We start from the raw sequence: 26671 nt of genomic DNA, 5'->3' as shown, positions 1-26671 counted from the left end.
CTGGCACTTGTGCAAGCCGCCGATATCGTCATCCACACTAAGCTCGAGAACGGGCATCCGGTGTGTATTCGCTCCATCACGCAGAGCGATGCGGAACGTATGCGTGTGGGTATCTCACGCATGTCCGCCCAGTCGCGCTACCTGCGCTTCTTCTCTGGCGCTGCCACGCCTCCCGACTGGGTGATCGAGCGCCTCACCGAAGTCGACGGACACGAACATATCGCCTGGGGCGCGGTCGATGCGTCCGACGAGAGCGAGCCTGCGATCGGCGCAGTCCACGCCTTCCGCCACCATGAGGACGAGGATTGTGCGGAGTTCTCCGTCGGCGTGCTCGACGATTATCACGGGCTCGGCCTCGGCAAGATGCTCACCGCCACGATCCTGCTCGACGCGCGGCGCGAGGGGCTCGCGCATTTCGCGGTCAACATCCTCGCCGAGAACCGCAGCGCGCGTGACTTCGCCAAGTCGCTGGGCGCGACCTACGAGGGGCTGGAAGACGGGGTGATGCAGTTCCAGCTGGACGTCGAAGGCGCAATCAAAGCGCTGCGCGAAGAATGCGATCCTCCGGGCATTGCGGATGTGTTCAGGGCGTTCGAAGGCGCCTAGCCGCGCTTCGGCCACTCGCTCGCGAGCAACCCGTACATCATCACGTCGCGCAGGCCGATATGGGTGGTTTCGTGCTCGCGGAAGAGCGCCTCGCGGGCAAAGCCGAGCCGCTCGAGCAGGCGGACCGAGGCGGTGTTGTCGACATCGACCTCGGCGGTGAGCTTGCGCAGGCCATCGGCGGCAAAGAAATGCGCAACCAGCGCCTCGGTGCATTCGCGCGCCACGCCCTCGCCCTGCCTGTGCGCGCAGGTAATGTAGCCGATCTCCTCGACGCCGTCCTCATGCCCCGGCACCGCCACGAAGCGCGCGGCGACTTCGCCATCACCGTCCTCGGCAATCCAGGTGCGGCCGTTCCAGTTGGGCTCGGCGAGCCAGCCCCACAGCTCCTCCTCGCTCTCGAAAGCGGGGCGCGTGAGATAGCGGCACTGGTCCTCGTCGCCGAGCGTCGGGAACAGCGCGGCAGCATCCTCGCGCCGCAGCGGACGCAAGGTGAAACGGTCGGTCTTGAGAGTGGGAACGTCCCTCATCAGCCCGCGAGGAACGCGACGAGGGCCTTCACCTTCTTCGTGCGCCATTGCGGCGTGGGGGCGACGAGCCAGTAGGCGCGCGTGCCCTGCTCGGGCCCGTCGAGCACTTCGAGCTGGCCCGCCTCGATCGCTTCCTTGGCGAGCAGTTCGGGCAGGATCGCCTTGCCCAGCCCCGCCATTGCGCCCGAGAGCGCCTGGCCGGCATTGCTCACCGTGACATGCGCCTGCACGCCGTCCTGCAGCGGCAGGCCCCAATCGATCCAGCGATCGGGCGCACCCGGCGCAGCCACCGTCACGCGGCGCGCGGCAGCCAGTTCGACACCCTGCAGGTCGCCCGGCCCGTCGACGAGACGGATCGCGCAATCGAGGTTCGCTTCGGTGAAATCGGCGTTCTCGTCCGCCACAAAGACGAACTTGATCTCGGGATTGTCCTTCGAGAACTCCGCAAGCCGCGGCGCGAGCCACTGCGCGTAGAATTCGCGCGGGCAGGCGATGGTGTAGCTGTCCGAGGCCTGCCCCGCCTGCATGGCGGAAACGCTTTCCTCGAACTTCAGAAAACCTTCGCGCAGCGCGTCGAGACCCGCAGCGCCTTCCTGTGTCAGCTCCAGCCCCTTGCTCGTGCGGCGGAACAGCACGGTGCCGAGATGATCCTCGAGCGCACGGATCTGCTGGCCGACAGCCGCCGGCGTCACCGCCAGCTCGTCCGCAGCGCGGGTAAAGCTGAGGTGCCGGGCAGCGGCGTCATAGACGCGCAGGGCGTTCAAAGGCAGATGCGTGCGCTTCATGGTCTCACGCGTTTAGCAATGTTGCGCCGCAAAACAAGATTGCGGCGAAAGGATGGCTGGGAGAGCTTAGAGCTCGCTTTCGAGCCACTGCTTGAGCTGGCCCTTGGGCGCAGCACCGCGCATCTGGGCGGCTGGCTCGCCGTTCTTGAACAGGACGAGGTAGGGGATCGACTGGACGCCCATAGCGCCGGGCACGCCGGTGTTTTCCATGATATCCATCTTGGCGATGGTGACCTTGTCGCCCAGCTCGTCGGACAGTTCCTCGAGCGCCGGAGCGATCATCTTGCACGGCCCGCACCACTCGGCCCAGAAGTCCACGAGAACGGGCTTGTCGCTTTCGAGAACGTCCTTCTGGAAGCCTTCGTCGGTGACGTTGATGGTGGCCATGGGAATACTCCTGATATCTGAAAACTTGCCGCCCCATATGGGCGGCGCGTGCAATTACTCAACCGGCGGGAGGGCAAAGCTTTCCTGCCGATCCGCAAACGCGGCCTTGTAGGCGGCCAATTTGTCCTGCGGCAAGGCGATGAGTTGCGGTGTCTGGGTATAGAGCACTGCGGCCTCGACCGCGCGCCCCGGATAGATTGCCTCGAGCGCAGCCACATAGGCTGCCATCTGCCGCATGGTGCTCTCCGGAATGCCATCGAGCGAGGAAGGAGGGCGCCGCGCGGTCTTGAAATCGACCACAGTGACCTTCTCTGGCGTGACTAGCAGACGGTCTGCGGTGCCCATCACCACCAGCCCCTCGACCGTGGCGGCGAGCGGTATCTCGGCCAGCGCATCCGGACCGAAGATGTCGGCAAAGCCCGGCTCCTCCAGAACGGCGAGCGCGCGGGCCAGCATTTCCTCCCGATCAGCATCGTCAAGATCGGGCGCCTGCCGCGCGAGCCAGCCGCGCGCCTTCTCTGCGCGCTTGTCCGTCGCGACCTCGGGAAGGCGCTCGAGCAGCGCGTGGATCAGCACGCCGCGCCTTGCGGATCCGGCTGCGACCTCGGGCGGGAGCGGCGGATCACTGCCCTCGACCTCGCCCAGCCCCGAGGGGGCCAACGGACGCGGCGGGCGCGGTTCGGGGCCGACAGACTGCTGCGCCCACAAGGGAAGCTCCGTGGCGGGAGCGATCTCGGCCTTGGCGGACACCGGCACCGGTGGGGCGCGCTCGCCAACCTCCCAGCGTGCGCCCCAGATCGGGTCTTCCAGCCCCTCACCTTCCTCGAACAGCTGCGCCAGTCGCGCATACCAGCTGTCCTCATGCGGTCCGTTCTTCGCATCGCGCGGCCCCAGCGAACCGCCGACGAATAGCGCCTCCTCCGCACGCGTCATCGCGACATAGAGCAGCCGCCAGTGCTCCTGCATCGAGCGCGCCGCGTTTTCATCCTCCACCTCGCGTACCGGGCCGACCTTCTCGTCCTTGGTGAGCGAGGGCAAAGGCACGACATTGCTCTGGTCCGCACCCAGCGGCGTTTCTTCCAGTGACAAATCGCCCGAGGCATCGGGACGGATCGCGGCGTCGGCAAGAATGACGATAGGCGCTTGCAGGCCCTTGGACCCGTGCACCGTCATCACCTTGACTTGGTCACCGCCCTCGCCCGCCTCGCGCTTCAGCTCGCAATCGCCTGCGTCGAACCAGCGGATGAAGCCCTGCAGGCTAGCGACATGACTCGACGCATAGGCATTGGCGGCGTTGAGCAGCTCGTCGATCGGATCATTGGCCTCGCGCCCCAGCCGCGCGACAAGCTTGCGCCTCCCGTCCATCGGGCCGACGAGAATCCAGTGAAGCAATTGCTGCGGGCTGTCGAAATCACCGCGGCGCAGGATTTCGCGGAGATCGTGCACGGTCCGGGCAACGCGCGGCTGGTCGGAGCCCCGCAAATGCTCCCAGAGCCGGATACCCTTCTCGCGATAGCCGAAGACCAGCAGGTCCTCCTGGCTCCAGCCGATCAGCGGCGAGACGAGCAGGTTTGCGAGCGTCAGATCGTCCAGCGGCTGCGCGGCAAAGCGGATCGCGGCCATCAGGTCTTTCACCGCCAGCGGATTGCCGAGCCTGAGCCGGTCGACACCTGCCACCGGTACACCATGCGCATAGAGCCGCGCGACGATCAGCGAGGCCAGTTCGCGGCGCTTCTGGACGAGGACCATGACATCCCCCGCCCCGGCGCGGCGGGGCGCGCCTTCCTTGACCAGTGTAAAGCCGTCTCCCTTGGGATCGAGCCATTCGGCGACCTGCCGCGCGATCCTGTCGGCCATCAGGCGATCGTGGCGGGCAAGCCAGCCGTTCTCCTCCTCAGCCTCCTCGTCATCGCCTTCCGCGATGCGGACGTCCTTCCAGAGCGTGACGAGACCCGGCTTGTCGCTGCCCTTGTGCTCGCCGTCGCTTTTCTCGAGGCCCAGCCCTTCCGGGCCGATCGCGCGGATCGCCTCGTCGACGAAGCTGAGCACGATCTGGTTGGTGCGAAAGCTGCGTTCGAGGTCGTGTTCCTGCAGTCGGCCCGCGCTGCCGTTTGCGCGCGCTTCCTCGGCCGCGCGGGCGGCCTCTTCCATCCGGTCGCGGAAATAGTCGCGTGCGGCGCGGAAATTCTCGGGGCTGGTGCCCTGGAAGCCGAAGATCGCCTGCTTGTAATCGCCCACGGTGAAGATGGTGCGGATCGCGTCGCCGCGTGCGCCGAGACCGTCGAAATAGTCGTCGGTCAGCGCCTTCACGATCTGCCACTGCGCCTCGTTGGTGTCCTGCGCCTCGTCGACGAGGATATGGTCGAAGCTGCGGTCGAGCTTGTAGCGGATCCAGTCGGCCATCTGGCTGGATGACAGCAGCCGCGCAGCGCGGTGGATCAGGTCGTCGAAATCGACGAGGCCTTCGCGGGCCTTGGCGTCTTCCCAGCGCTTGGCGAATGCGCGGCCGGCCTCGAGTTGCGGGGCGAGGAAGCCGGCGAGGTCGAGCAGTGCGGAGCGTTCGGCCACTGCGCGGACCGCCTCGGCAATGATCTCCTGCTTATTGCCGAAATCGGGATCGTTTTTCTCCGCGCCCTTCATGACACGCGGGTCGCCATCCTTTTTCAGCAGCGTGTCGAAGAAACCATCGAGACGCTCTAACCGCTCTTGGGGATTGGCAACTAGCCAAGCAGGGACGAACTCGCGGACCTTGTCAGCGCCCTGAGATTTCCACCCTTCCATCGCCTGCAATGCCCCTCGCAGGGTCTCGACAGGGAAGTTCTCGTCCGAGCAGCCTTCGGCCACCCATCCCTCGTCCGCATCAACCGGAATTCCGAGAAGTCGGCGCACCGGATCTCGAAGCCCGTGCTGCCAGGCCGGCTGGTCCCACAATTCCTTGTGGCGCGCACACCGCATCAGCCAGCCAAGCACGGCATCGGGGCCCTTGCGGCGGCTCATCTCGGCCACAGCCTCGGCGATTTCGGGATCGCCGTCCGCCAACAGGTCTGAGAGGACATCGCGGCTCAACAGGTCGCGGTCGCGGTCCTCCATCGGCTGGCTGCCGGGCAGCACGCCTGCCTCGCTCGGGAAGGCGGCGAGGAGATATTGCGCGAAGGCGTGGATCGTATCGATCCTGAGGCCACCGCCCGGGCAATCGAGCACGCGGGCGAAGAGCGAGCGAGCGCGGGCCTGCGTATCGGGGTCGACGCCCGCGCCGAGATAGCCCAGTTCCTTCGCCAGCTGGCCTGCTTCCATGCGCACCCAGCGCGCGAGCACCGAGTTGACACGCACCGCCATCTCCGCCGCGCCCGCCTTGGTGAAGGTGAGGCAGAGGATCTGCGAGGGGTCGGCATGCGGCTCGAGCAGCAGCCGCAGGACGCGCGCCGAGAGCACCTGCGTCTTGCCCGTCCCTGCACTGGCGGACAGCCAGACGCTCGTCCGCGGATCGACCGAAGCGCGCTGCGGACCTTCGAGATTGTGGACCTTGCCGCTCACGAGGCGTCCTCCTCGTCGGCCTGCCGCGGCAACCACTCCTCCAGCCGCATTAGCTGGTCGTAGGTGTCATAGGCCGGGTAATCGGGGTTCTCGCGCGCCGTGAACGGCGCATCGCCCTTGATGTACTTGCCGATGGCCTCGCCCAGTTTCTTGTGTGTGTGCGGAAGGAAGTCCTCGGGCAGCACGCCTTTCTGGCGGTCAGTGAGCTTAAGCGGCACCTCGACATAGCCAAAGCCATGCGGGTTTTCGTCCTTTGCACGGCCGAGCGACCAGTATTCGTAAGCCCCGGGTCGTCCTTGCGCGTCGGGGAAGCCACCGCCCTCAGCGATCAGGCCGAGGATGCCGAGCTGGAGTGCGAACCCCTCTTCCACCATCGCCTTGCTCGGCGGCTTGCCGGTCTTGTAGTCGACGATGGCGAGCTGTCCGTCCTCCAACCGGTCAATCCTGTCGGCGCGGCCATGGACGAACACATCGTCGAAATGCATCGAACCCCTGGCCTCTACGGCCACGACCTCGCGGCCTGCATAGGAGCTGACGGTCTCCTCGATCCATTCGAGCGCTTTTTGAAGGCGCGGCTGCCAGAGGCCGCGAACCAGCGGGTCGGCGTTCTCCTCGTCGAGCACCTTCTCCATGATCGGGGCGATGCGCGCGGCAGCATCGGATTTTCGCGCGATATGCCAGCGTTCGAGTATCTTGTGGGCCACATTGCCCTGCCAAAGCGGGTTGGGATCGGCATCGAGCGAGTCGAGGTCCGAGAGGCCCATGATCTTCTGCGCGAAGAACTGGTAGGGATCGCCCAGCAAGCGGTCGAGCGCGGTGGCCGAGATGTCGACATCGCGCTGGTCGGCACTGGGTGTGGGCTTTGGGCGCGGATATTCGGGCGCGGACTCGGCGCGCGTCATGGCGCGGGCGAGCTCGATGATCTCGTGGTCCTCGTAGCGCGGCAGCAACTCGCCGAGCAGCGCCTGCACACGCAGAAGGAAGCGGCTGGGGATGGCAGGCCCGCCCTCGTCGCGCTCGCTGCGACTCAAAACAACTTCGGGCGCACCAAGCGCGCCCGCAAGGTCGTGCGCGGAAAGGCCAATGCGGAAGTCGCCGCCGGGCACGCCCAGTGCGCGCAGCACCGGCGGGGCAAGTAGCGCGTCGACGCTTCCACGCGCAGGCCAGATGCCCTCGTTGAGCCCCGCACAAATCACTAGGTCGGCGCGGTTCATGCGTGCTTCGAGGAGGCCGAGCACCTGTACGCGCGCATGGCCGCCATAGGGCGGTCGCACCGCGCGCTCCTCCATCGCGTCGGCAAGCACGGTCGCGACATCGCGCGGGGCCACGGCAAAGCCGGCCCCGCGGGCGTGGAGGCGGAATTCCTCGACGAAACTCGCAAGCGTGCGCCCGTCCTCCTGCGCCCACAGCTTCTCCCCGCACAGCGCCTCGGCCGAGGCCGCCAGCGTGTCGATCAGCTCGGCAAGGTCGGCAGGCGCATCCCGGTCGATCTCGACCAGCGGGAGGAGCTTCTCTTGCGCCGCCTCCCACCATTCGGCGATCTCTGGACGCTTTTCGGCCAACCTGGCGACTTCCGCCCGTGCCGGTTCGAGGCCCGGCGCAAGGCGCGGACCGCGCAAGGCCCGCTCCAGACGGCGCACCCGCCGCAGCCAGACCCCGCGTTCCATCCCGCCATCGACCAGCGGGTGGCCGAGCAACGCCATCAGCGGCACCGCCCTCGCCCCTTCGGACATGACCTCGGCGGCAAGCAGGAATGCTCGGCCAGCGGCGGTCTGCGAAAGCGGGCGACCGGCGGAATCGTCGGCGACGATATTCCAGCGCGAGAGGTGGTGGACGACGCGCCGCGCGAGCGGGCGGTCGGGCGTGACCACCGCGACGCGCTTTTCCGGCTCGGCCAGGGCTTCACGCACCAGCAAGGCGATAGCCTGCGCTTCTTCCTCCGGATTGGCAGCCTGCATGATGCGCACGCCTGAAAGACGGCGCTTCTCGGCCGGCAGATCGACCCAGACCTTGCTCGCCTCAGGCGGCAGGAAAACGGCGGAAATCGCGTGGCTGCGCTCCGGCGGCGCGGCGGTCATGCCCTTGCGATGCCATGGCTGCACTTCCTCGCGGCCCACACCCATGCGGTTGAGCAGCAGCTTGAGGTGATATTGCGGATGCGTCACCGCGTCATCGCGGGTAAAGACCGTATCGGTTGGCGTAGGAGCAGCCCCCGCGCGGCCCAGTTCGTCCCAGACATCGGCTTCCATCGTGAGATCGAAATCGGGCAGGATCACAGCACCTTGCGGCAACTCACTCACAACCCGTAGCAACTTCGCGAGAGCGGGCGCGGCGCTGGTGACACCGGCGGCGAGAATGGGCGTGTCGGGCGGCGAGGCCTTCCATGCCTGCCGGGCCTCGTCGAACAGGCGGTTTCGCCGCGCGGCAGCATCGAGCACGCCGTTCTCGCCGAGCCATGCGAGCCAATTTGCCTGCACATTGGCGAAGAGCCGGATCGAGTCCTGCCAATGCTTCGAAAGGTCGGGGAAGATGTCGACCACCTTTTCGTCGACCAGTTGTTCGGGTCCGATATCCTCGACCAGCAGCCGGTCCATGGTGGCGCCCGTCTCGCGGGCGAGCCGGAGCAGCGTCGCGCCCTTCGGTGCATCGTCGCCCATTTCCTCTGCAATCAGCCCGGCCAGCGCAAACAGGCGGCGCTGCGGGTCGATGGCAGGCGGAATTTCGCTTGCCCCGAGCGGGTCGAGCAGCGGGCCAAGCGCCTCGTCGAGGTCGAGATCGCCGACCACGGCCATGCGCGGCATAAGCAAGCCGCTGTGCCCCGTCTCACCCGCATGGCGGATGAAAGCTTTCGACAAGGTGCGGCGCGCACGCGAACTCGGCAATAAGAGAGTTAGCTTCGCCAGCCCCAGCTCGGGGTCGGCGTAACGCGGGACCAGTCCCGCGACGAGCGCATCGGCGAAACCGCGGTGCGCGGCGATGGAATAGACCTTCGGCTGGCTTGCGACCCTGCCCTCTTCAGCCACCCGTCAACGCCTCCTCGGTAGGCCTGATATGCTGCGGCGTGCCGACTTCGTACCACATGCCGGTGAAGGCGACGCCGAAGAGGCGATCCTCCTCGATCGCGCGATCCCACAGGATATTGGTCGAAAACTTGCCCTCTGGCGCATCGCGCAAGAGGCGGTGCGAGACCAGCTGGATGCCGGTGTAGATGAAGGGCGCAATCCGACCCGGAAGCTTGCGCTTCAGCCGTCCGGCACCGTCCATGTAAAAATCGCCGGTCCCGTCGAAATTGTGCGCACGCGCGTGGGTCACGACCAGCAGCAGCGCGTCCATCCTGTCGGGATCCCACGCCGCAGAAAGGTCGGCAAAGGCATTACGCGGCCCATCGAGCCAGATGCTGTCGGCATTGCAGGCGAAGAAAGGATCGGGAAGCAATCCCGCCTGCTGCGCCTTCACCATGCCGCCACCGGTTTCGAGCAGGAGCTCGCGCTCGTCGGAGAAGGTCACGGCAGGCGCCTTGCGCGCCTTGATATGCGCCTCGATCGTCTCGGCAAGGTAGTGGACATTGACCACGGCCTTGTCGACGCCGGCATCCTCCAGCCGGTCGAGCGCACGGTCGATCAGCGGCTTGCCCGCAACGCGCACCATGGGCTTGGGCGTGGTGGCCGTCAGGGGCCGCATGCGTTTGCCGAGACCGGCAGCCATCATCATGGCGGTGTCGGACACCAGCTTGCTCATGCGATCTTGCCTCCCAGTTCGTCACGAAGCTCGCGCGGGATATTGCTGTCGAACCACGCAGCCACCGGCTCCATCGCGGGGTGCGAAAGGTCGCGCTCCATGGCGGCCCAGACACGCGGGATCATGTCGAGATAGCGCGGCTTGCCGTCGCGCTTGTAGAGGCGCGTGAAGATGCCGACGATCTTGGCGTTACGCTGAGCACCGAGCCGTGCGTAGTCGGCGAGGAATTGCTCGTCCGGCTGCGCGGCTGCGCGGTAACGTTCGAGCATGTCGTGTTCGAGTTTCAGCGAGACATCGCGCCGCGCATCCTGCAGCAGGCTGACTAGGTCGTAAGCCGGGTGACCGACCAGTGCGTCCTGGAAATCGATCAAGCCTTGCTCGCCTGACGGCTTTTCAGGCTCGAGCAGCATGATGTTCTCGGCATGATAATCTCGCAGCACGGTGACGCCCGGCTGCTGGCGCTCCATGATCGGGAACAAGGCCACGTCCCATGCGGCCTTCCAGCCCATCTCGTCCACTTCGAGACCGGCTGCCGGACAGTACCATTCGGTGAACAGCGCTGCCTCGCGCTGGTAGACTGCGACGTCGTAGGGTTCGAATGGTCCGGGCGGCAACTGGTGGAGCTGTACCAGCGTGTCGATCGCCTTGGCATAGACCTCGACTTCGCCCTGCGGATTGTCGTCGATCCACTCCTTCATGCGGGTATCGCCGAAATCCTCGGTCAGGACCCAGCCATTGGCCGCATCCTCGGCAAGGATGGCCGGTCCGCGCATGCCGCTTTCCTCCAGCCAGCGCGCGACATGGAGGAAGGGCTTGGGATCCTCGTGCGGCGGCGGGGCGTGCATCAGCATTGCCGTCTTGCCGCCCATCTTCAGGCGGAAATAGCGGCGGAAGCTGGCATCACCCACCAGCGGGGCGATTTCGGCGCCCTCCCACTGGGTGTCACCAAGGAAATTATGGATGCCGTCGGGTAGCGCGCTCATGGCATGCGGCTTTGCCAAGCCTTGCCTCCCTTCACAATGGCCCGGCGCCCCTCTCCCACGGTTTCCAGCGTGATCGAGAGGCATCCCGCCTCATGTTCGAAGCCGCCTGCGTGATCGGGCCATTCGGCGATGAGTGCAGCGCCCTCGCGATAATCGTCGAGACCGATCTCCAGCGCTTCGGACGGGTCCTCAAGTCGGTAGAAATCGGCATGGACGAGCGGCAGGCGCAAATGATCGTAAGTCTCGATGATCGTGAAGGTCGGGGACGGCACCTCGCCTTCGTGGCCGAGCGCGGCGATGATTTCGCGCGCAAGCGTGGTCTTGCCTGCGCCCAGCCCGCCCGTGAGCGCCACGACATCGCCCGGCTCGAGCAGCTTGGCAATGCGAGCGCCGAAGCCCTTCATGGCCGCAAGATCGGGCAGGTTGATGGTCACGGCAGCGTGATTGTCGCGGTGGTGCCCGCGTTCTTGCGGCTCTGGATGTCTAGCGTGCCGCCATGCGCCTCGATCAGCTGGCGGGCGAGCGGGATGCCGAGGCCCTGGCGGCGCTCGATCCCCTTGCCATCTGCACTCATGCGGATGCCTTCGAGCGCGCGAGCAAGCTCGTGCTGGCTCATCCCTGCACCATTGTCCGAAATCACAATCCGGTTGAGGCCACGGCGCTTGGCGATGTCGATCAGGATGCGGCCACCGCGCGGCGTGTTGGCGATGGCATTGTCGAGCAGGTGACCGATGGCGCGCTGCATCTGCTGGCGGTCGGCCTCGACGACCTTGTCGGCATTGCCCTTCACATCCAGCGTCAGCCCGTTCTCGATGATCCGGCTCTCGCGCTTACGCACGATCTGTTCGATGAAGGGCAGCACCTCGAGCTTGGTCTTGCGCAGCGGCATGAGACCGGCTTCCGACTGCGAGAGGTCGAGCACGTTTTCGACCTGCGCGGTGAGCTTGCCCACCGACATGGTGATCGCCTGCACATATTCCTGCGCCTGCGGCGTCAACTCGCCCGCGATGCCCTGCGCAAGGAGCTCGGCAAACCCGCCGATCGAGGTCAGCGGTGTGCGGAATTCGTAGGACATGTTGGCGAGGAAGCGGGTCATGACCGCATCGGCCTCTTCGAGCGCGCGGTTGCGTTCGCGCAGCGCCTCTTCGGCCTGCTGCGAGGCGGTGACGTCGAGGATCGTCAGGAGGCCGTTCCCATCGGGCAGCGGAACGCCTGCGTAGTCGAGCGTGCGCCCGTCGGCTAGAGCGATGCGCCCGCGGCTGTTCTTGCGGTCGAGCGTGGCGGAGCGGATCGTCTGCCCGATCTCGGTGATCTGCTTGGGATCGGCGAGCTGGCCTGCGATCGCCTCGAGCAGTTCGTCGACCTGCGGGTGCCCGTCTAGCACTTCGCCCTCGAGCCCCCATGCAAGCGGGAAGCCGCGGTTCCAAAGTTCGAGGTGTCCGTCGGGCGCGAAGACAGCGAGCGCTTCGAACAGGCTGTCGAAGGTGGCCGTGCGGGTACGCAGCAGCGTGTCGCGCGTGGCGGAGAGCGCGAGCTGTTCGGTCTGGTCTTCCGCGATGAGGACGAGCCCGCCATCGGGCAGCGGCTGCGCGACGAGGCGCAGGTGCGTGCTGTCGGGCAGCGGCCAGGCGACCTCCTCCGTCTCGTCGAGCTGGAACCACTCGGCCAACTCCTTGCGCCATGCGGGAAAGTCGCGGACCTCGGGAATGCGACCGTTCTCGCGCGCGATCATCAGCATCTGCTCGAAGGTCGTACGCTCGTTGACGACGCCGGGCGGCAGCGAGAAGACCCGGTGGAACGGCTGGTTCGCAAAAGTCATCCGGTGCTGGGAATCGAATTGGCCCACGCCAATGGACAGCTGGTCGAGCATCGAGCGCTGCGCTTCGCGGAAAGCCCGGAATTCGCGCGCCTGCTCTTCCATCTCCTCGATATCGACCGCGTATCCGGCAATCCCCTCGCCCACGAGCGGGAGGTCGGTCACGCGGATAGTGCGGCGCGCGTTGTTGATCGTGGCAGAGAGGATGCGCTCGATCGGTTGGCGGCGGTCGGCCGCCTGCTGTGCGACCTGTGCCGCGCTGCGTCCGCCGACCTTCTCGACCAGCTCGATCTGGTCGGCGACGACCTGATCCGCGCTCTTGGCGCCCACCGCCTCGACATAGGCCTTGTTGACAAGCCGCAGCTGCATGTCCGCGCCGCGGAACCACATCGGCATGGGCGCGGCCTCGATTAGGCCGACCAGCGCGCCGAAGTCGTCACGCGCACGCGCCGCTTCTTCGCCGAGACGGGCAAGTTCGTCTTCGGTCTCTGTAAAATCGAATACCCAGATCAGCGCGGCACCGCTGGGCGATACTGCAGGGTCTGCCAGCGCACCACGCAGGGCAAGCGACTTGCGAGAGCCGGGCGGGCGCAGCGCCATCTTGAAAGGCTTGGCGCTCTTCTGCGTGCGGCGGACGTTGGCCGAAAGCTGTTCGACCTGCTCCTCGGAAAGGCCCATGTCCTCGCCGCCTGCAAGTTCAGTGAGATATTCAGGGACCTTGTCGAGCCCGATCCAGCGGGCGAAGCGGTCCGGGGCCTCGATCCGCCCGTCGACGCGGACGAGCAGCGGGATGGCCGGCCCTTCCTCGACCATGCGCGACAAGCGCCGCGCGGCCTTCCTGTGACCGGCCGCAGCCTGGCTGTCGCGGCTCGCCTTGAGCATCAGCCAGACAGCCCCGCCGGTCCACAGCGCCAGCAGCAGTCCGATAATGGGTAGGAATACGGCGGAGATTTCCATCAATTGCGAGCTATGCGCCCTGCGGCATTGATGCAACTCGAAGATTCAGGCGCGCGCCATGAAAAACGCATGGCGCGCGCCCGATAGTGCTTAGTAGCGGTAGTGCTCGGGCTTGAACGGCCCTTCCACCGGAACGCCGATGTAGTCGGCCTGCGTCTGGCTGAGCTTGGTCAGCTTGACGCCGAGCTTGTCGAGGTGGAGCGCAGCCACCTTCTCGTCGAGCTTCTTAGGCAGGACGTATACGTCGTTCTCGTACTGGTCGTCGTTCTGCCACAGTTCCATCTGCGCCAGCACCTGGTTGGTGAAAGAGCAGCTCATCACGAAGCTGGGGTGGCCGGTGGCGCAGGCGAGGTTCACGAGACGGCCCTTGGCCAGAACGATGATTTCCTTGCCATCGGGGAACTTCACGAGGTCCGTGCCCGGCTTGAGTTCGGTCCACTCGTAATTGTCGAGCGCCGAAATCTGGATCTCGCTGTCGAAGTGACCGATGTTGCAAACGATGCTCATCGGCTTCATCGCCTTCATGTGCTCGGCGGTGATCACGTCTTCATTACCCGTGGTGGTGACGAAGATGTCGGCACGCTTCACGGCGTCTTCCATCGTCACGACCTCGAAGCCGTCCATCGCGGCCTGAAGGGCGCAGATCGGGTCGATCTCGGTCACGAGCACGCGCGCACCGCCATTGCGAAGCGACTGCGCCGAACCCTTGCCGACATCGCCGAAGCCGGCGACGCAGGCGACCTTGCCCGAGAGCATCACGTCGGTTGCGCGGCGGATCGCGTCGACCAGCGATTCGCGGCAGCCGTAGAGGTTGTCGAACTTCGACTTGGTGACACTGTCGTTCACGTTGATCGCCGGGAACGGCAGCTTGCCCGCCTTGGCGAGGTGATAAAGACGGTGCACGCCGGTGGTGGTTTCTTCCGAAACGCCCTTGATGGCCTTGACCGACTTGGTGAGGTAGCCCGGCTTCTTGGCGACGAATTCCTTGAGCGCGCGCTGCATTTCGATTTCTTCAGCATTGGTCGGCGCGGGCATTTCCTCGCCGGCCTCGATGCGGGCACCCCACAGCGCGAACATGGTGGCATCGCCGCCATCGTCGAGGATCATGTTGGTGGTGCAATCGGGATCTTCATCGCTCGACCAGTCGAAGATCTTGCCGACATAATCCCAGTATTCGGCGAGGCTTTCACCCTTCACGGCGAAGACGGGGATGTCCTGCGCTGCGATCGCGGCTGCGGCGTGGTCCTGCGTCGAGTAGATGTTGCAGGTCGCCCAGCGCACTTCTGCGCCAAGCGCAACGAGCGTCTCGATGAGGACGGCAGTCTGGATGGTCATGTGGAGCGAGCCGGTGATGCGCGCGCCCTTGAGCGGCTGCGCAGCGCCATATTCCTCGCGCGTGGCCATCAGACCCGGCATCTCGGTTTCGGCGATGCGGATTTCTTCTTTGCCATATTCGGCAAGGCCAATGTCTTTGATGACGTAATCGGTGAATTCGGTCACGGGCGATCCTTGATAATGATGGAATTTACGCCGCGCACGAAGAAGGGGCGGCACCTTCGAGCGCCGCCCCTAGCCTTTCAGCGGAGGCAGAGCAACTGCCCCTCCGCTCTACCTCATTTGATCCCGAAAGGCCTTAGCGGCGCGCCCAGCGTCCCCGCTGCGCGGTGCCGGTCCAAGCAGCTCGGCGGCGGCCTGGTGCAAGACGCTCGAGATCGTCCGACTTCGAAAGTTCGTGCGTGATTTCCTTCAGCTCCTGGCAGCCGAGCCAGGGATGGCCCTGGCCATACTGGTTGGCCATGCCGACGCTGATGCGGTCGAGTGCGCGCTTGGCGCCTTTCTTGCCGTGGCGTGCAACCAGGCCGCTCTCGAGATTGCGGGCAGCGTGGTTGAGCGCCGTGATGTGGTTGGCAGAAAACTTGCGATAGTGCGGCTGGAAATCGTGTTCGCCCATGCGGCAGCGGAGCGAGGTCACCATCAGCATGATATCGAGCTTGCGGACCTGCTCGTGCTGGCTTCCTGCAGATGCGGCGGTAGGCGTCATGGTAAGGGCAGCGGCCGTCGCGGCGGCTGCAATAGTTTTCTTGAAAAGCATGTCCCTGGTCTCCCGTCGGCAGGCGTCCCTTGCCTGCAACTGGAACATGCGTGCAAAAAGTTTACCCCCATTTAAAGGTCCGAAGTAAACCGCGGTTAACCATCCAGCACACTTGCATGCACGGCCCATCGCACTAGATCGGGAGTGTGCGCTGAAAGACACAGGAGAACTTAACAAATGACAATCGCTGTAGGCGACCGCCTTCCCGACGTAACGCTGGTCAAGGCTACTGCCGAAGGCCCCGAGCAGGTCCAGTCCGCTGACTATTTCAAGGGCAAGACCGTGGCACTGTTCTCCGTTCCTGGTGCCTTCACCCCGACGTGCTCTGCCAAGCACCTGCCCGGCTTCGTCGAGAAGGCGGGCGAGCTGAAGGACAAGGGTGTCGACGAGATCGTCGGAACTGCCGTCAACGACGCCTTCGTCATGGGCGCGTGGAACCAGGCTGCCGGCAGCCAGGACATCACCATGCTGGCAGACGGCAATGGCGACTTTGCGCAGGCGACCGGCCTCGCCGCCGACTTCACCGGTTTCGGCATGGGCCAGCGCAGCCAGCGCTACTCGATGCTGGTCGAGGACGGCGTCGTGAAGCAACTCAATGTCGAAGAGCCCGGGGACTTCAAGGTCTCGAGCGCGGAACACATGCTCTCGCAGATGTCCTGAGCTGCGAAACAGAAGGTCCCATTGCGGACAAAGCGGCGCCCCGCCTTGCCAACCGGCACGGCGGGGCGCAGTCTTTCTGGCCATGGGACAGGGACCAACCGACAAGGACGCTTTCGGCATGCTGCTGGGCTGGAAGGCCGATCCGGCGGGCGAGAAGATCGCCTTGCTGATGCAGAGCACGAGCAAGCTCGTCGACAGCAGCGAGGACGTGCGCGAGTACCGCTATTTCATGTCCAAGCAGCAGGCGGTCCAGCTGGGCAATTACCTTTACGAACTGGCCGGCGAGACAGCGCCGAAGCGAAGGACGTCCGGCTTCTTCGCCCGCCTATTCCGCTGATGCGCAACCGACTGCTCTACCACATGCGGGTGCTTGCGCTGTGCGGGCTCGGACTGATTGGGCTCACGGCGGTGATGACCCTCATAGATTGCTCGATAGGCGCGAAAGGTACATCTTCGACACAGGCCTATCTTGATCTTGTCTGCCCTCTCGATGAGCCTCGAAGCACATATCTTCGCAGTCCGCTAATCATTGGGCTGAACCGTATGGTCTTCCCCGCGGTTCTCGGAGCGTTGGCAATAGTCGTAAGCGGGCTGCTGTCGCTATGGATCATGTGGTTCGTACCGGAAGAACCAGAGAAACCTGCCAACCCCGTCTACAAATGGCCGGGAAAATCGGATCGCAAGCACAGAGGTCCGGGAGGGGACGGTGCCCCGCCCTGGTAAGCTTGCTCAGCCATACCCCATCAGGCTCAGCACTTCCTTGCGGCTGCGCTGGTCTTCAAGGAACGTGCCCATCATGCGACTGGTGACCATGCCGACACCGGGCGTGCGCACGCCGCGGGCCGTCATGCAGCTGTGCGAGGCCTCGATCACCACGGCCACGCCATGCGGCTGCAGGTTATCCCAGATGCAGTCGGCGACTTCAGCGGTCAGGCGCTCCTGGACCTGCAAGCGCCGCGCATATCCGTGAAGGACGCGCGCGAGCTTGGAGATGCCGACCACCCGGTCGTTGGGCAGGTAGGCGATCGCCGCCTTACCGATGATCGGTGCCATGTGGTGTTCGCAGTGCGACTGGAACGGGATGTCCTTCAAGAGGACAATCTCGTTGTAGCCGCCCACTTCCTCGAACACGCGGCTGAGGTGGTAACCGGGGTCTTCCTCGTAGCCGAGACAGTATTCCTTCCACGCGCGCGCGACGCGCGCGGGCGTATCGAGCAGGCCTTCCCGCGTCGGATCATCGCCCGTCCATTCGATCAGCGTGCGGATCGCGTCCTGCACGTTCTCGGGGACCGGGGGCTTACCGCGGGGATCGTCTTCGTCGGGTCCGACCAGGCTGCTCACTTACCGTTTTTCCTTCTGAATTTGGCGCGCATGCTTTGCAGGCGGCTTCCCTTGCGGAAAAGACCGCCCTTTGCAAACGGCTCGAACATGTCGTCCGGGTCCTCGGGATCGAGAAACCCGCTTTCGGCGATCGATTCCTCGATATCGCTGAGGTCCGGCGGATGGTAGCGCACGAGGTTGCGTCCGTCCTTGGTCGTCGAATGGTCGATCATCGTCGCCATGCCCTTGTGGAGTTCGAGCAGTTCGGCGACCTCGTCTTCCTCAAGACCGCAATGTTCCGCGAGCAGCGAATGGCGGATCTTCGCAATCGCTTCGCTGGCGTGCTCGTTACCTTCCCGCTCGCAGTCGATAAAGATGTCGCATTCGCTGTCGAGCCCCATCGAGCGGTTGTTCATGTTGGCCGAGCCGATATGGAAGATGCGATCGTCGACGATCATCACCTTCGCATGCACATAGATCGGGGTTTCGCCGGTGTAGGGGTTCCAGATACTGAAGCGGCCGTGATCGTCGGCCTCCTCGATGCAGCGCACCAGCTCGGCGCGCGCATGGTCCATCGCCTGCTGTTCGAGCCAGCCGTCGGCGTTTTTCGGGTGCACGATCACGATCTCGGGCGGGTCTTCCTCGTGCAGGCGCTCGACGATCGCCTCGCAAATGGAGCGCGAGGCGAAATACTGGCTCTCCGCATAAATGAAGTGCTTGGCCTTGCGGATGTGCTCGACGAACAGGTGCTCGATCTCGTCGACCGCCTCCCAGTCGCGGTAGGCAGCGCGCGTGCGGGCGATACCGACTTCGACATTCTCGAAATTGACCTGAAGTCCCTCGGGCCACAAACTTTCCTCGCGCCGCTTTATGGGCAGCAATGGCTTGCCGCCTGCCCTCTCCCAGCGATCGCGCCCGAGTTCGCTCAGCGCATCGGCGATCTCGCCTTCCATCATCATGGAGGCATCGTGCCAGGGCTCGTAATCCTTGCCGCGCGGGGTCTTGCGCCGAGGATCGTCCTCCTTGTGCTCACGCGTGTCCCAGCGGCCGACAGTGATGTCGATCCCGCCGCACACTGCAAGCGTGTTGTCTAGGATCGCGATCTTCTGGTGATGGCTGCAACCGACCGGGTGCGCGGTATCGAACTTGAAGTCGATCCGCCGGTGCCGCAGCCAGCGAACAAGGTCCCACCACATCGAACCGCGCACCGCGAACTTGAAGAGGCCGAAGCTCCATTTGAGGATGCGTATCTCCAGCGTCGGGCGGTGGCGGACCAGCCAGGTAAAGAAACTGCCCAGCCGCGACGGATACTTGTCCTTCCAGCCCTTCTGCCACCACCTGCGTCCTTCGGCGAGGTGGATGCGCGTGTCGAAGTCCCAACCGATAAGGAAAATGCGGTGCTTTGCATTGAGCATGGCCGCCTGCATCGCGGCGAAATAATCCGCCGCGTCGATGATGACGGCTGCCCGGTCCACCTTCGCATAGCGCCAGACGCTGGGCGACACGCCGTCGTCCAGCCGCGAGACGCGCTTCGGATCGGTCTCCGTGTCCTGGGGTGCCCCCTCCCCCGACATGCTAGTCCTTCGCGTCCTCTTTGGCCTCTGGCGTCACCTCGGCCTCGGCCTTCTCTTCGCTCTTCCGGCGTTCGAAGACCTTGCGCATGTGCTCCATGTCCTTCTCGTCGAGATGCTTCTCGAAATCGGGGAAGTGATCGTCTTCCTCTTCCTCGATGTGGTGGCGATAGCGGTGTTCGAAGCTCTTGAACTTCGTCAGCCATCCGCCTTCGGACATATCGGTCGCGGCGAGATCGTTGAGCGCCTCGTCGATTTCATGGTGCTCGGCAACCGAGTGGCGTGTCTCGCCGGTGGTCGGCGGCTTGCGCAGCATGGTGGAATAGAGCGCCTGCTCTTCGGCAGCGGCATGGCTCTTCAGTTCCTTGGTCAGCTCGGTGAAGAGTTCCTTGCGCTCGGGCAGAATCGCCGGTGGTCTCGAGCAGCTTGTCGAGCAGTTCGCGATGCTTGTCGTGGTCCTGTTTGAGCTTGGCGAAAATCTCGGTGGCGTCTGACATGGGGCAAATCTCCTTTTCCATTGGAGAACAGGTGGAGCGCACCCCGGTTCCGAGCATCCTTGAATGCGATATCCGTGCACCGCATATCAGGACCATGATGCACGATCGAACCGGTCCGACGCAGGCGCAGATGCAGCAGATGGCAGAAAGCGTCGTTGCCAACCTGCCGGAAGAATTCCGCCAGCAAATGGGCGAGATCGTGATGCGGGTGGAGGATTTCGCCACTGCCGAACAGCTCGAATCGGTCGAGCTTTCCGACAAGTGGGAACTGACCGGCCTCTATGAAGGCGTGGCCCTGACCGAACGTTCGGTATGGGAAAGCCACCGCATGCCCGCGCGGATCTGGCTCTTCCGCCAGCCGCTGATCGCCGAGTGGCGCGAGACCGGCGTGCGCATGGACGACCTGGTGCGTCATGTGGTGATCCACGAGGCGGGCCACCATTTCGGCTTCAGCGACGACGACATGCACTGGCTGGAAGACCAGGCCGACTGACCACCAGAACCAAAAAAGCCCACGACCCTTGCGGGTCATGGGCTTTTATGGCGCGCCAGGAAGGATTCGAACCTCCGACCGCCTGATTCGTAGTCAGGTACTCTATCCAGCTGAGCTACTGGCGCGTTGGAGGGCGGCAAATAGGCAGGTGGCCTGAACTTGGCAACACCTAATCCGCCTTTTTTTGCATCAACCCTGCAGCGAGTTCCACATCGAGCGGCGGCTTGGCCAGTTCGGCGATCGCATCGGGACTGAACCAGTCGACAGCGCCCCCTTCCAGCGCAGCGGGTTCCCCTCCCAGCGGGCGCATGTGTAAAGGAGTATGACAATCGGGCGCTCGCGCGCGTTCTCGTCTTCCTGCGCGAAACCTGCAGGCGCGAGGTCACCCGCGCGGATGGTGATTCCCAGCTCTTCCGAAATCTCCCGAACCAGCGCATTTACGGGCGTTTCGTGCGATTCCACCTTTCCGCCGGGAAACTCCCACAAGCCGCCATGATGCTTGTGATCGGGCCGCCTGTGCATGAGCCAGCGCCCCGCCCCGTCATCGAGCGCCAGCGCCACGACCAATGTTATTGTCGGGATATTTTGCAAATCGTTCAAACCTCGAAACACTTTCTTAACACCTGGGCGATTACCTAACCCCTGTCAGCTACGAATTGACATTGGGGGCAACCGAAGTGGTCGAGTTCTTCAAGAAACTGAAACGCGACGACCGCGGTGCAACTGCAGTCGAATACGGGCTGATCCTCGCGCTGGTCTTTCTTGCGATGATTGGTGCTGTCCAGAGCTTTGGACAGACTTCCATTCAGATGTGGGATCGGATCTCGTTGGCCACTCAGGGGGCTAACCAGTCGGCCGGCGTCTAAAAAGACGCTGCGAGGTCTAAAAGCGCTGATCGAGTTACGATTTGTCAACTTGTCGGCGTCAGAACGAGGATTGCTCAAGCCGTGGGACACGGTGAGAGTCGGGTACGAAGACTGAACCAGGAGACTACACATGAAGTTCATCAACAAGCTGCGTCGCAACGAAGAAGGTGCAACCGCTATCGAATACGGCCTGATCGCTGCTCTGATCGCCGTTGCTGCTATCACTGCAATGCAGACCCTCGGTAACGAGCTGAACACGACCTTCGGCACCGTGTCGACCACGATGCAGACTGCTAACGTCTAATCGACGCAAGCATCTCATGAAGAAGGCGGCGAGGATCATTCCTCGCCGCCTTTTTCTTTGCCTGAAACGGATTGGTGAAACGTCGCCCTAGCTTCCGCGGACGACGATCTTCACCTTCTGGCCAGCCCGGACTTCTTCACCCGAGGCAAGGCCGTTGAGGACGCGGAAGCGTTCCTCCTGCGCATTGGAATAAGCCATCCGGCGCGAAAGCGAAGCGACCGTATCGCCCCGTGCGACCGTGATGACGTCGAGCACGCGCGGCACGACATTGGCCGCTTCCTGTGTCGAGATACGGCGCACCGACGAATACATCTGGTTGAACGTACTGGCGCTGCCCGCAGGCGTAATGCCGAGGAAGTGGTAGGCGCGGTCGTTGCTGAACTCGTACGCGAAGACGGTCACATCGACCTGGCTTTGTCCGTTGTTCACCCGCGCGGTGCCATAAGCGGCCGGCAGTCCGTTGACCGTGGTCCGCTGGATGTTCGACGGCCGGATCTGCTGCTGCTGGCTCAATGAGCTGAAAACGCTGTTCACATAGCTGTTGAGGTCGCCATTGTACTGGGCGAGCGTGAATTGCGCCCGGCCCGACTGGCCGTTGACCGTCACCGCCCGCGTTCCGTTGACCATGTAGAAGCCCTGCGGCGCAGTGAATGCGAGACGCAGTTCGGGATGGATGAACTGACGTCCTTCCACGACGCCCTGCTCGGGATCATCGCCATAGACCAGCCCGTCGATGCGGGTGAGGAAGGTATCGCGATTGATCGTGCCGGTCATTCCGGCCGCCTTGTTGAGCGCGGTCTGCACGCGACTTGCGGGATCGGGGTGGGTCGAGGCCCATTCGGGGAGACGCGCATCGTCGCGGCCCTGAAGGCGGGCGTCGAGTGCGTTCTGCGCCGCGAGGCTGGAGAGCACCGTACCCATCGCGCGCGGATCGTAACCCGCAGTGTTCAAATAGCGGATGCCCAGCTCGTCGGCCTCGAGCTCCTGGCTGCGCGAGAACTTGAGAGTGAGCAGCTGCGAGCCCTGCAGCGCGGCCTGGCCGAGCTGCTGGCCGAGCGGATTTCCGCCAAGCAGGATGCCCGAAAGGATCGCCCCGGCAGCACCCAGGATCGAGTTGCGCTGCGCAGCAGCCTGACGGCGCTGCGAGTGGCGCGCCGCGACGTGGCCGACTTCGTGGCCGAGCACTGCGGCGAGTTCCGCCTCGTTATTCATCAGCGTCACCAACTGGCGCGTCGTGTAGACATAGCCGCCGGGGATCGCGAAAGCGTTGTTCACCGGGCTGTTGACGAGGCTGACGGTAAAGCTGTCACGTGCACCTGCAAGGCCCGACTGGACCGCGATGTTCTTGCCGACCTGTTCGACATAGACCGCCTGGCTGCCCGTCATCGCGCCACCGAATTCGGCGAGCAGCTGCGGGTGAGCCTCGGCCCCGGTCTGCGCTTCGCTCTGCGTGATCGGAGCAGAAGCATCTGGGATATTGCCTCCCATGCAGCCTGCAAGCGCAAGCGACAGGACGGCGGTGGTGGAAGTGGCGGCTATTCTGGTGCGCGACATGCGATACTCCCTCGTGGAGGCCGCGCGCGATCTTGGTGCCGGTACGCAGGCCCGATTCGTTTACCTTGGGAGAACAGTGGGATGGGCCGCTTTGTTCCCGTCCCCGTGCAAGCAGCGGATCAGCCTGCCATTTGCAGGAAGCGTTCCTCACGCATGCGCTTGAGTTCCTCGGCCGACTTGTTTGACAGCATGTCTAGCTCTTCGCCGATAGCATCGCCCAGCGCCTTCGCCATTGCCTGCGGGTCACGATGCGCGCCGCCCACGGGCTCGTTGACGATACGGTCGATCACGCCGAGCTTTTCGAGGTTCTGGGCGGTGATCTTCATCGCCTCGGCCGCATCGGGAGCTTTTTCCGCGGTGCGCCACAGGATCGAGGCGCAGCCTTCGGGCGAAATCACCGAATAGACCGCGTGTTCGAGCATCAGCACGCGCTCGGCACTGGCAAGCGCGACAGCGCCGCCCGAACCGCCCTCGCCCACGATGGTCGCGACCATGGGGACGGGAAGCGCGAGGCAGGCTTCGGTCGAACGGGCGATGGCTTCCGCCTGTCCGCGCTCTTCGGCTTCGACACCCGGGAAAGCACCCGAAGTGTCCACCAGCGTCACCACAGGCAGGCCGAATCGACCCGCCATGTCCATCAGGCGGATCGCCTTGCGATAGCCCTCGGGCTTACCCATGCCGAAGTTGTGGCGGATGCGGCTCGCGGTATCGTTGCCCTTCTCGTGACCAATCAGCACGACCTTGCGGCCGTTGAGCTTGGCAAAGCCGCCGAGGATCGCCTCGTCCTCGCCGAATGCGCGGTCACCGCCGAGCGGCACGAATTCGTCGAATGCATGCTCCACGTAGTCGCGGAAATGCGGGCGCGAGGGGTGCCGCGCGACCTGTGTCTTCTGCCACGGGGACAGCGCCTCGTAAGTGCTCGCAAGCAGCTGCGCGCTCTTCTTCTCGAGGCGCTTCAGTTCCGCGGAAATATCGACATCGTCGCCTTCCGACGCGTCGCGCAGTTCGGCGATACGCTTGTCGAGCTCGGCAACCGGCTTTTCGAATTCGAGATAAGAAACCATCGGCAGTCCGCTAGTCGCTACGGCGGGCCTGCGCAAGCGGGTGACGCTCGTTTACCAGCTTCACGAGCCGCGCGGCATCGACATGGGTGTAGATTTGCGTGGTGGCGATGTCGGCATGGCCGAGCAGGGTCTGCAATGCGCGCAGGTCCGCCCCGCCCCCCAGCAAATGCGTGGCAAAGGCATGGCGCAGGACGTGGGGGCTGAGTTTTTCGGGCGGCAGGCCCGCGCGCGCAGCCAGTTCCTTCAGCATCTGGAACAGGCGGACGCGGCTCAGGTGTCCTTTTCGCGAGGGAAACAGCCACTGCGATCCAGCGTCGCGCACGGCAAGCCAGCGCGAGAGGACCTTCTTCGCACGCCGGCTCACGGGCACGAGCCGCGCCTGCCCGCCCTTGCCTGTCACCGTCAGGAAGGGCTCGTCGCGCGGAACTGCGGACAGCGGCAGCGACACCAGCTCGGTCGCGCGGAGGCCCGAGCCGTAGAGCAGTTCGAGCATGGCAAGCAGGCGCACCGCCTCGGGTTTGTCGCCGCTCGCCTCCTGCTCCGCGCGCTGGAACAGCGCCTCGACTTGTGCGTGGCCGAGGATCTTGGGCAGCGGCCGCCGCGTCGCGGGCCGCGGGAGCGCGTGGGTGGGGTCGTCCTCGCGATCGCCCTCGTCGATCAGGAACCCGTAATATTGCCGCAGCGCAGAGACCTTCCGCGCCAGCGTCGAGGGCGCGAGCGAGGACCAGCCCTGCCCCAGTCGTGCCAGTTGCGCAGGCTTCGCCTCGGCCAGCGTCACGCCCAGCATCTCCTCTGCCTGTCGCAGGTCGCGACCGTAGGCGAGCAGCGTGTTGCGCGCCGCGCCGCGTTCTGCGGCGAGCATTGCGAGGAAATCCTCGATATCGCTCATCTTGCGGGCATCAGGCCCGTGCGACCGCCTCCGCGGCGATCATCCGGGCTTCCGCTTCGAGCCCCACGCGGGTGAGCGCGGAGACGATATGGTAGAGGTGACGCGCGGTCATCTGGTCCCAGTCGGTGCCCTGCATGCCCAGGCCTGCGAGGATCACCACCAGCGCGGCATTGTCTGCGACAGCGGCTTTCTCGATCATGCGGGTCCAGGATGTCTGCGCCGACAGGTTCACGCCGAGCCGTTCGCTGTATTCGGCGATATTGTCGCTGTCGGTGCGGCCGAGACCGGCAAGACCCGCCAGCAGCATCTGCGACTTGCGTTGACCGGCGGAGTTGTCGTCGCTCTCGAATGTGTCGAGCTGGCCGTCGGTCACCTGCACGTCCTGCGGGTTCGCAAGTGCTAGCAGGGCCCACCCGACACTGCCGACTTCGACCACGCCTGCCCAGCGCATCGCATCTCGATCGAGGCCGGCGGTCAGCATCGAGGCGATGAGCTCGGGCGCATCGTCTGCAAAATCGTCCGAAGGCGTCAGGCGCGCAGCCGCGTAGGCGGTCAGCACGAGGCCACTGTATCCGTCCTCGCCGTTCCAGACCTCGCGAATGGCGGCCATGCGCTGGCCGGCATCGGGGTCGACATAGGCGTTGCGCAGGCTGGCCGCGCGCGCGATCGCCTCCTCGGCGTTGCTGTCCTCCTGCCGATCGGCGTAGATCTGTGAATAGAGATCGACCATCGCGGTCGCCGAGAGGATGCCAGATGCAGCCGCAAGGCTCGCTCCGCGAAGGCGCTGGGCAACCGGCAATGCAGGCGTGCTCGCGCTGGCTTTCAGGTAATACGGCCCGAGCGTTTCGGAGAGGCCTTCAGGGATCGGCTCGCCCAGAGCGTTCGACAGGGCGAAGCGCCAGGGCGTCATCGACTCGATATCGTCCCACTCGATGGTGACGGCGCGGCGTCCCGATCCTGCGGCCCCGGCAAAGCGCTGCGCAAGCAGCACGTCAATGCGGTCGTCCTCGGTTCGGCTCAACAGGCGGCGCAGGTCGTTGTTGGCAGCGGTCGTCTCGCCCGCATAGGCCGAGCAGATGCCCTCGAGCATCGACCATTGCAGGTCGTCACGTTCCGACTGGCCCAGCCGCACCACCGGGCAGGTGCCGAGAATGTCCGAGGTCCCGATATGCGCATCGAGCGCGGCCGTGGTGAGATCCTCGGAATAGTCCGCCGTATCGACGTCCTGCACGAGCGCGCGCGCGGCGGCATGTTCGCCCATGGCATTGAGCGTCGCGGCCCTCAGCGATGCGAACGCCACCGGGTCCATCCCGGCAGGTGCATTCAGGCGGCTCGCCAGTGCACGGCGCAGGACGATATGCCCCCAGCGCGACACGAGCGGCTGCGTGGTATTGGCCAAGGCCGCACGCACGATCGAGGCAGGCTGACGGGCGAGCGATCCGACAGGCAGGCCGCCTTCGGCCTCGCCGATGATGCCGACACGCTCGGTCGAGCGGCGTGCGGCGGGCGGAATGTCGTATCGCGGCTTGAGGCCCAGAAGGTCGTCGAGATCGTCGACGGTCATTTCTTCCAGTTCCTCGACGGATGGGATGTCCGACAATGTCACGCCGGACACATCGACAGGGCCCGATGTAGAGGGAATTTGCTGCACGACCTCTCCGCCGCCTGCGGGCGCTGCAGGAGCGGACGGTGCTGATGGCGACGAAGGGGCAGGTGCCTGGGTGGGAGTTGCCGTCGGCCTGGGCGTGGGTGTCGGTGTGGGCGTCGGCGTGCCGACACCGGGCGGGAGCAGGCTTTCAGGCGCCCGCTGGGCGAGTACCGCACTCGAACCGAGGACCAGCGCTGCTCCGGCAAGGAGGGCCGCGCGCTTCATCGTGCGCTCTCCGGGATTTCCACCGGCTGCGAGATGGGATGCAGCGGCTCTTCGCCCCCGTCGATCCATGCGACGACAAGGATGGCGACCAAGCCGAGAATGACGATCCCTGCGATGCGCGAGCGTTTGACGGCCAAGTTTTTCGTATCCCCGGT

26 protein-coding genes and 1 tRNA gene are annotated in these 26671 nt (G+C 64.7%); 6 read left to right on the top strand and 21 right to left on the bottom strand.

Translation table 11 applies throughout. From position 1 onward, the window contains the following. The first annotated feature begins 9 nt into the window (after positions 1 to 9). Complete coding sequence (locus ACZ1G8_RS11625) at positions 10 to 606, top strand: GNAT family N-acetyltransferase (protein ID WP_472679542.1); 597 nt, start codon at positions 10 to 12, stop codon at positions 604 to 606. On the opposite strand, the gene ACZ1G8_RS11620 is transcribed toward ACZ1G8_RS11625, so the two are convergent. The 11 genes from ACZ1G8_RS11620 to ACZ1G8_RS11570 all read right to left on the bottom strand — a co-directional run bounded on the left by ACZ1G8_RS11620 (position 603) and on the right by ACZ1G8_RS11570 (position 15425). Beyond that, positions 603 to 1133: a GNAT family N-acetyltransferase gene (locus tag ACZ1G8_RS11620; RefSeq protein WP_472679541.1), complete on the bottom strand. Its 531-nt coding sequence runs from the start codon at positions 1131 to 1133 to the stop codon at positions 603 to 605. The genes ACZ1G8_RS11625 and ACZ1G8_RS11620 overlap by 4 nt on opposite strands. Further along, positions 1133 to 1918, bottom strand: a complete 786-nt coding sequence (locus tag ACZ1G8_RS11615; protein ID WP_221428680.1) for a LysR substrate-binding domain-containing protein — start codon at positions 1916 to 1918, stop codon at positions 1133 to 1135. The genes ACZ1G8_RS11620 and ACZ1G8_RS11615 overlap by 1 nt, the downstream gene beginning before the upstream one ends. A 66-nt stretch (positions 1919 to 1984) precedes the next feature. Beyond that, positions 1985 to 2305: a thioredoxin gene (trxA, locus tag ACZ1G8_RS11610; RefSeq protein ID WP_221428681.1), complete on the bottom strand. Its 321-nt coding sequence runs from the start codon at positions 2303 to 2305 to the stop codon at positions 1985 to 1987. 54 nt (positions 2306 to 2359) lie between these two features. After that, positions 2360 to 5839, bottom strand: coding sequence for a double-strand break repair helicase AddA (addA, locus tag ACZ1G8_RS11605; RefSeq protein WP_472679540.1), 3480 nt, complete (start codon positions 5837 to 5839; stop codon positions 2360 to 2362). Then, complete coding sequence (addB, locus tag ACZ1G8_RS11600) at positions 5836 to 8862, bottom strand: double-strand break repair protein AddB (RefSeq protein WP_472679539.1); 3027 nt, start codon at positions 8860 to 8862, stop codon at positions 5836 to 5838. Before addB ends, addA begins: the two co-directional genes overlap by 4 nt. After that, complete coding sequence (locus tag ACZ1G8_RS11595; RefSeq protein ID WP_472679538.1) at positions 8855 to 9577, bottom strand: nucleotidyltransferase family protein; 723 nt, start codon at positions 9575 to 9577, stop codon at positions 8855 to 8857. Before ACZ1G8_RS11595 ends, addB begins: the two co-directional genes overlap by 8 nt. After that, complete coding sequence (locus tag ACZ1G8_RS11590; RefSeq protein ID WP_472679537.1) at positions 9574 to 10560, bottom strand: aminoglycoside phosphotransferase family protein; 987 nt, start codon at positions 10558 to 10560, stop codon at positions 9574 to 9576. The genes ACZ1G8_RS11595 and ACZ1G8_RS11590 overlap by 4 nt, the downstream gene beginning before the upstream one ends. Further along, entirely contained in the window at positions 10557 to 10994 is a 438-nt protein-coding gene (gene tsaE, locus ACZ1G8_RS11585; RefSeq protein WP_472679536.1) for a tRNA (adenosine(37)-N6)-threonylcarbamoyltransferase complex ATPase subunit type 1 TsaE, read from the bottom strand. Before tsaE ends, ACZ1G8_RS11590 begins: the two co-directional genes overlap by 4 nt. Further along, on the bottom strand, positions 10991 to 13333 hold the full coding sequence (locus ACZ1G8_RS11580; protein WP_472679535.1) for a sensor histidine kinase: 2343 nt from the start codon (positions 13331 to 13333) through the stop codon (positions 10991 to 10993). Before ACZ1G8_RS11580 ends, tsaE begins: the two co-directional genes overlap by 4 nt. Positions 13334 to 13423: 90 nt before the next feature. Next, a complete protein-coding gene (ahcY, locus tag ACZ1G8_RS11575) occupies positions 13424 to 14833 on the bottom strand; it encodes an adenosylhomocysteinase (RefSeq protein ID WP_472679534.1) in 1410 nt (469 codons plus the stop codon). A 133-nt stretch (positions 14834 to 14966) separates the two neighbouring features. Next, complete coding sequence (locus ACZ1G8_RS11570) at positions 14967 to 15425, bottom strand: S-adenosyl-L-homocysteine hydrolase (RefSeq protein ID WP_472679533.1); 459 nt, start codon at positions 15423 to 15425, stop codon at positions 14967 to 14969. Between the two features lie 177 nt (positions 15426 to 15602). On the opposite strand from ACZ1G8_RS11570, the gene ACZ1G8_RS11565 reads away from it, so the two are divergent. After that, positions 15603 to 16085 carry a peroxiredoxin gene (locus ACZ1G8_RS11565; protein ID WP_222404963.1) on the top strand — a complete coding sequence of 161 codons (483 nt, stop codon included), beginning with the start codon at positions 15603 to 15605 and terminating at the stop codon, positions 16083 to 16085. Between the two features lie 82 nt (positions 16086 to 16167). Beyond that, on the top strand, positions 16168 to 16422 hold the full coding sequence (locus ACZ1G8_RS11560) for a hypothetical protein (RefSeq protein WP_472679532.1): 255 nt from the start codon (positions 16168 to 16170) through the stop codon (positions 16420 to 16422). 392 nt (positions 16423 to 16814) lie between these two features. Here the strand turns inward: ACZ1G8_RS11560 and folE are convergent, their stop codons facing one another. From folE to ACZ1G8_RS11545, 3 genes are read right to left on the bottom strand one after another with little or no spacing between them, the layout of a single operon-like run. Next, on the bottom strand, positions 16815 to 17426 hold the full coding sequence (gene folE / locus ACZ1G8_RS11555; RefSeq protein WP_472679531.1) for a GTP cyclohydrolase I FolE: 612 nt from the start codon (positions 17424 to 17426) through the stop codon (positions 16815 to 16817). Next, complete coding sequence (locus ACZ1G8_RS11550; RefSeq protein WP_472679530.1) at positions 17423 to 18979, bottom strand: phospholipase D-like domain-containing protein; 1557 nt, start codon at positions 18977 to 18979, stop codon at positions 17423 to 17425. Before ACZ1G8_RS11550 ends, folE begins: the two co-directional genes overlap by 4 nt. Before the next feature lies 1 nt (position 18980). Further along, positions 18981 to 19337 carry a hemerythrin domain-containing protein gene (locus ACZ1G8_RS11545; protein WP_472681245.1) on the bottom strand — a complete coding sequence of 119 codons (357 nt, stop codon included), beginning with the start codon at positions 19335 to 19337 and terminating at the stop codon, positions 18981 to 18983. A 230-nt stretch (positions 19338 to 19567) separates the two neighbouring features. On the opposite strand from ACZ1G8_RS11545, the gene ACZ1G8_RS11540 reads away from it, so the two are divergent. Next, positions 19568 to 19966, top strand: a complete 399-nt coding sequence (locus ACZ1G8_RS11540) for a metallopeptidase family protein (protein ID WP_472679529.1) — start codon at positions 19568 to 19570, stop codon at positions 19964 to 19966. Between the two features lie 48 nt (positions 19967 to 20014). On the opposite strand, the gene ACZ1G8_RS11535 is transcribed toward ACZ1G8_RS11540, so the two are convergent. Then, positions 20015 to 20091 (bottom strand) — tRNA-Arg (locus ACZ1G8_RS11535). Positions 20092 to 20155: 64 nt separating this feature from the next. Further along, positions 20156 to 20527: an NUDIX domain-containing protein gene (locus ACZ1G8_RS11530; protein WP_472679528.1), complete on the bottom strand. Its 372-nt coding sequence runs from the start codon at positions 20525 to 20527 to the stop codon at positions 20156 to 20158. Positions 20528 to 20643: 116 nt separating this feature from the next. On the opposite strand from ACZ1G8_RS11530, the gene ACZ1G8_RS11525 reads away from it, so the two are divergent. Together ACZ1G8_RS11525 and ACZ1G8_RS11520 are read left to right on the top strand one after the other, a co-directional pair. After that, positions 20644 to 20832, top strand: coding sequence for a Flp family type IVb pilin (locus ACZ1G8_RS11525; protein WP_472679527.1), 189 nt, complete (start codon positions 20644 to 20646; stop codon positions 20830 to 20832). Positions 20833 to 20962: 130 nt separating this feature from the next. Further along, positions 20963 to 21136, top strand: a complete 174-nt coding sequence (locus tag ACZ1G8_RS11520) for a Flp family type IVb pilin (RefSeq protein ID WP_221428702.1) — start codon at positions 20963 to 20965, stop codon at positions 21134 to 21136. 87 nt (positions 21137 to 21223) lie between these two features. On the opposite strand, the gene ACZ1G8_RS11515 is transcribed toward ACZ1G8_RS11520, so the two are convergent. From ACZ1G8_RS11515 to ACZ1G8_RS11495, 5 genes are all read right to left on the bottom strand, one after another. Then, positions 21224 to 22690 carry a M48 family metalloprotease gene (locus ACZ1G8_RS11515; RefSeq protein WP_472679526.1) on the bottom strand — a complete coding sequence of 489 codons (1467 nt, stop codon included), beginning with the start codon at positions 22688 to 22690 and terminating at the stop codon, positions 21224 to 21226. A gap of 119 nt (positions 22691 to 22809) precedes the next feature. Continuing rightward, positions 22810 to 23754 (bottom strand): acetyl-CoA carboxylase carboxyltransferase subunit alpha, encoded by a 945-nt coding sequence (locus ACZ1G8_RS11510; RefSeq protein WP_472679525.1) that lies wholly within the window; start codon positions 23752 to 23754, stop codon positions 22810 to 22812. Positions 23755 to 23764: 10 nt separating this feature from the next. Beyond that, entirely contained in the window at positions 23765 to 24643 is an 879-nt protein-coding gene (locus tag ACZ1G8_RS11505) for a tyrosine recombinase (RefSeq protein WP_472679524.1), read from the bottom strand. Positions 24644 to 24653: 10 nt separating this feature from the next. Beyond that, positions 24654 to 26516 carry a hypothetical protein gene (locus tag ACZ1G8_RS11500; protein ID WP_472679523.1) on the bottom strand — a complete coding sequence of 621 codons (1863 nt, stop codon included), beginning with the start codon at positions 26514 to 26516 and terminating at the stop codon, positions 24654 to 24656. After that, positions 26513 to 26653, bottom strand: a complete 141-nt coding sequence (locus ACZ1G8_RS11495) for a hypothetical protein (protein ID WP_221428707.1) — start codon at positions 26651 to 26653, stop codon at positions 26513 to 26515. The genes ACZ1G8_RS11500 and ACZ1G8_RS11495 overlap by 4 nt, the downstream gene beginning before the upstream one ends. Between the last annotated feature and the right edge of the window lie 18 nt (positions 26654 to 26671).

The organism is Qipengyuania sp. BR81-2 (assembly GCF_055693895.1).
Note: the sequence above shows the minus strand (reverse complement) of the source record. Positions and strands in the feature narration are given on the sequence as shown.

Bases quoted from the DNA above. Each gene is read 5' to 3' on its own strand.
- ACZ1G8_RS11500 (WP_472679523.1), bottom strand. From the start codon at position 26,516: ATGAAGCGCGCGGCCCTCCTTGCCGGAGCAGCGCTGGTCCTCGGTTCG.
- ACZ1G8_RS11550 (WP_472679530.1), bottom strand. From the start codon at position 18,979: ATGTCGGGGGAGGGGGCACCCCAGGACACGGAGACCGATCCGAAGCGC.
- ACZ1G8_RS11510 (WP_472679525.1), bottom strand. From the start codon at position 23,754: ATGGTTTCTTATCTCGAATTCGAAAAGCCGGTTGCCGAGCTCGACAAG.
- ACZ1G8_RS11595 (WP_472679538.1), bottom strand. From the start codon at position 9,577: ATGAGCAAGCTGGTGTCCGACACCGCCATGATGATGGCTGCCGGTCTC.
- ACZ1G8_RS11505 (WP_472679524.1), bottom strand. From the start codon at position 24,643: ATGAGCGATATCGAGGATTTCCTCGCAATGCTCGCCGCAGAACGCGGC.
- trxA (WP_221428681.1), bottom strand. From the start codon at position 2,305: ATGGCCACCATCAACGTCACCGACGAAGGCTTCCAGAAGGACGTTCTC.
- ACZ1G8_RS11540 (WP_472679529.1), top strand. From the start codon at position 19,568: ATGATGCACGATCGAACCGGTCCGACGCAGGCGCAGATGCAGCAGATG.
- ACZ1G8_RS11560 (WP_472679532.1), top strand. From the start codon at position 16,168: ATGGGACAGGGACCAACCGACAAGGACGCTTTCGGCATGCTGCTGGGC.
- ACZ1G8_RS11520 (WP_221428702.1), top strand. From the start codon at position 20,963: ATGAAGTTCATCAACAAGCTGCGTCGCAACGAAGAAGGTGCAACCGCT.
- ACZ1G8_RS11620 (WP_472679541.1), bottom strand. From the start codon at position 1,133: ATGAGGGACGTTCCCACTCTCAAGACCGACCGTTTCACCTTGCGTCCG.
- ACZ1G8_RS11565 (WP_222404963.1), top strand. From the start codon at position 15,603: ATGACAATCGCTGTAGGCGACCGCCTTCCCGACGTAACGCTGGTCAAG.
- ACZ1G8_RS11615 (WP_221428680.1), bottom strand. From the start codon at position 1,918: ATGAAGCGCACGCATCTGCCTTTGAACGCCCTGCGCGTCTATGACGCC.
- ACZ1G8_RS11580 (WP_472679535.1), bottom strand. From the start codon at position 13,333: ATGGAAATCTCCGCCGTATTCCTACCCATTATCGGACTGCTGCTGGCG.
- ACZ1G8_RS11590 (WP_472679537.1), bottom strand. From the start codon at position 10,560: ATGAGCGCGCTACCCGACGGCATCCATAATTTCCTTGGTGACACCCAG.
- ACZ1G8_RS11515 (WP_472679526.1), bottom strand. From the start codon at position 22,690: ATGTCGCGCACCAGAATAGCCGCCACTTCCACCACCGCCGTCCTGTCG.
- ACZ1G8_RS11570 (WP_472679533.1), bottom strand. From the start codon at position 15,425: ATGCTTTTCAAGAAAACTATTGCAGCCGCCGCGACGGCCGCTGCCCTT.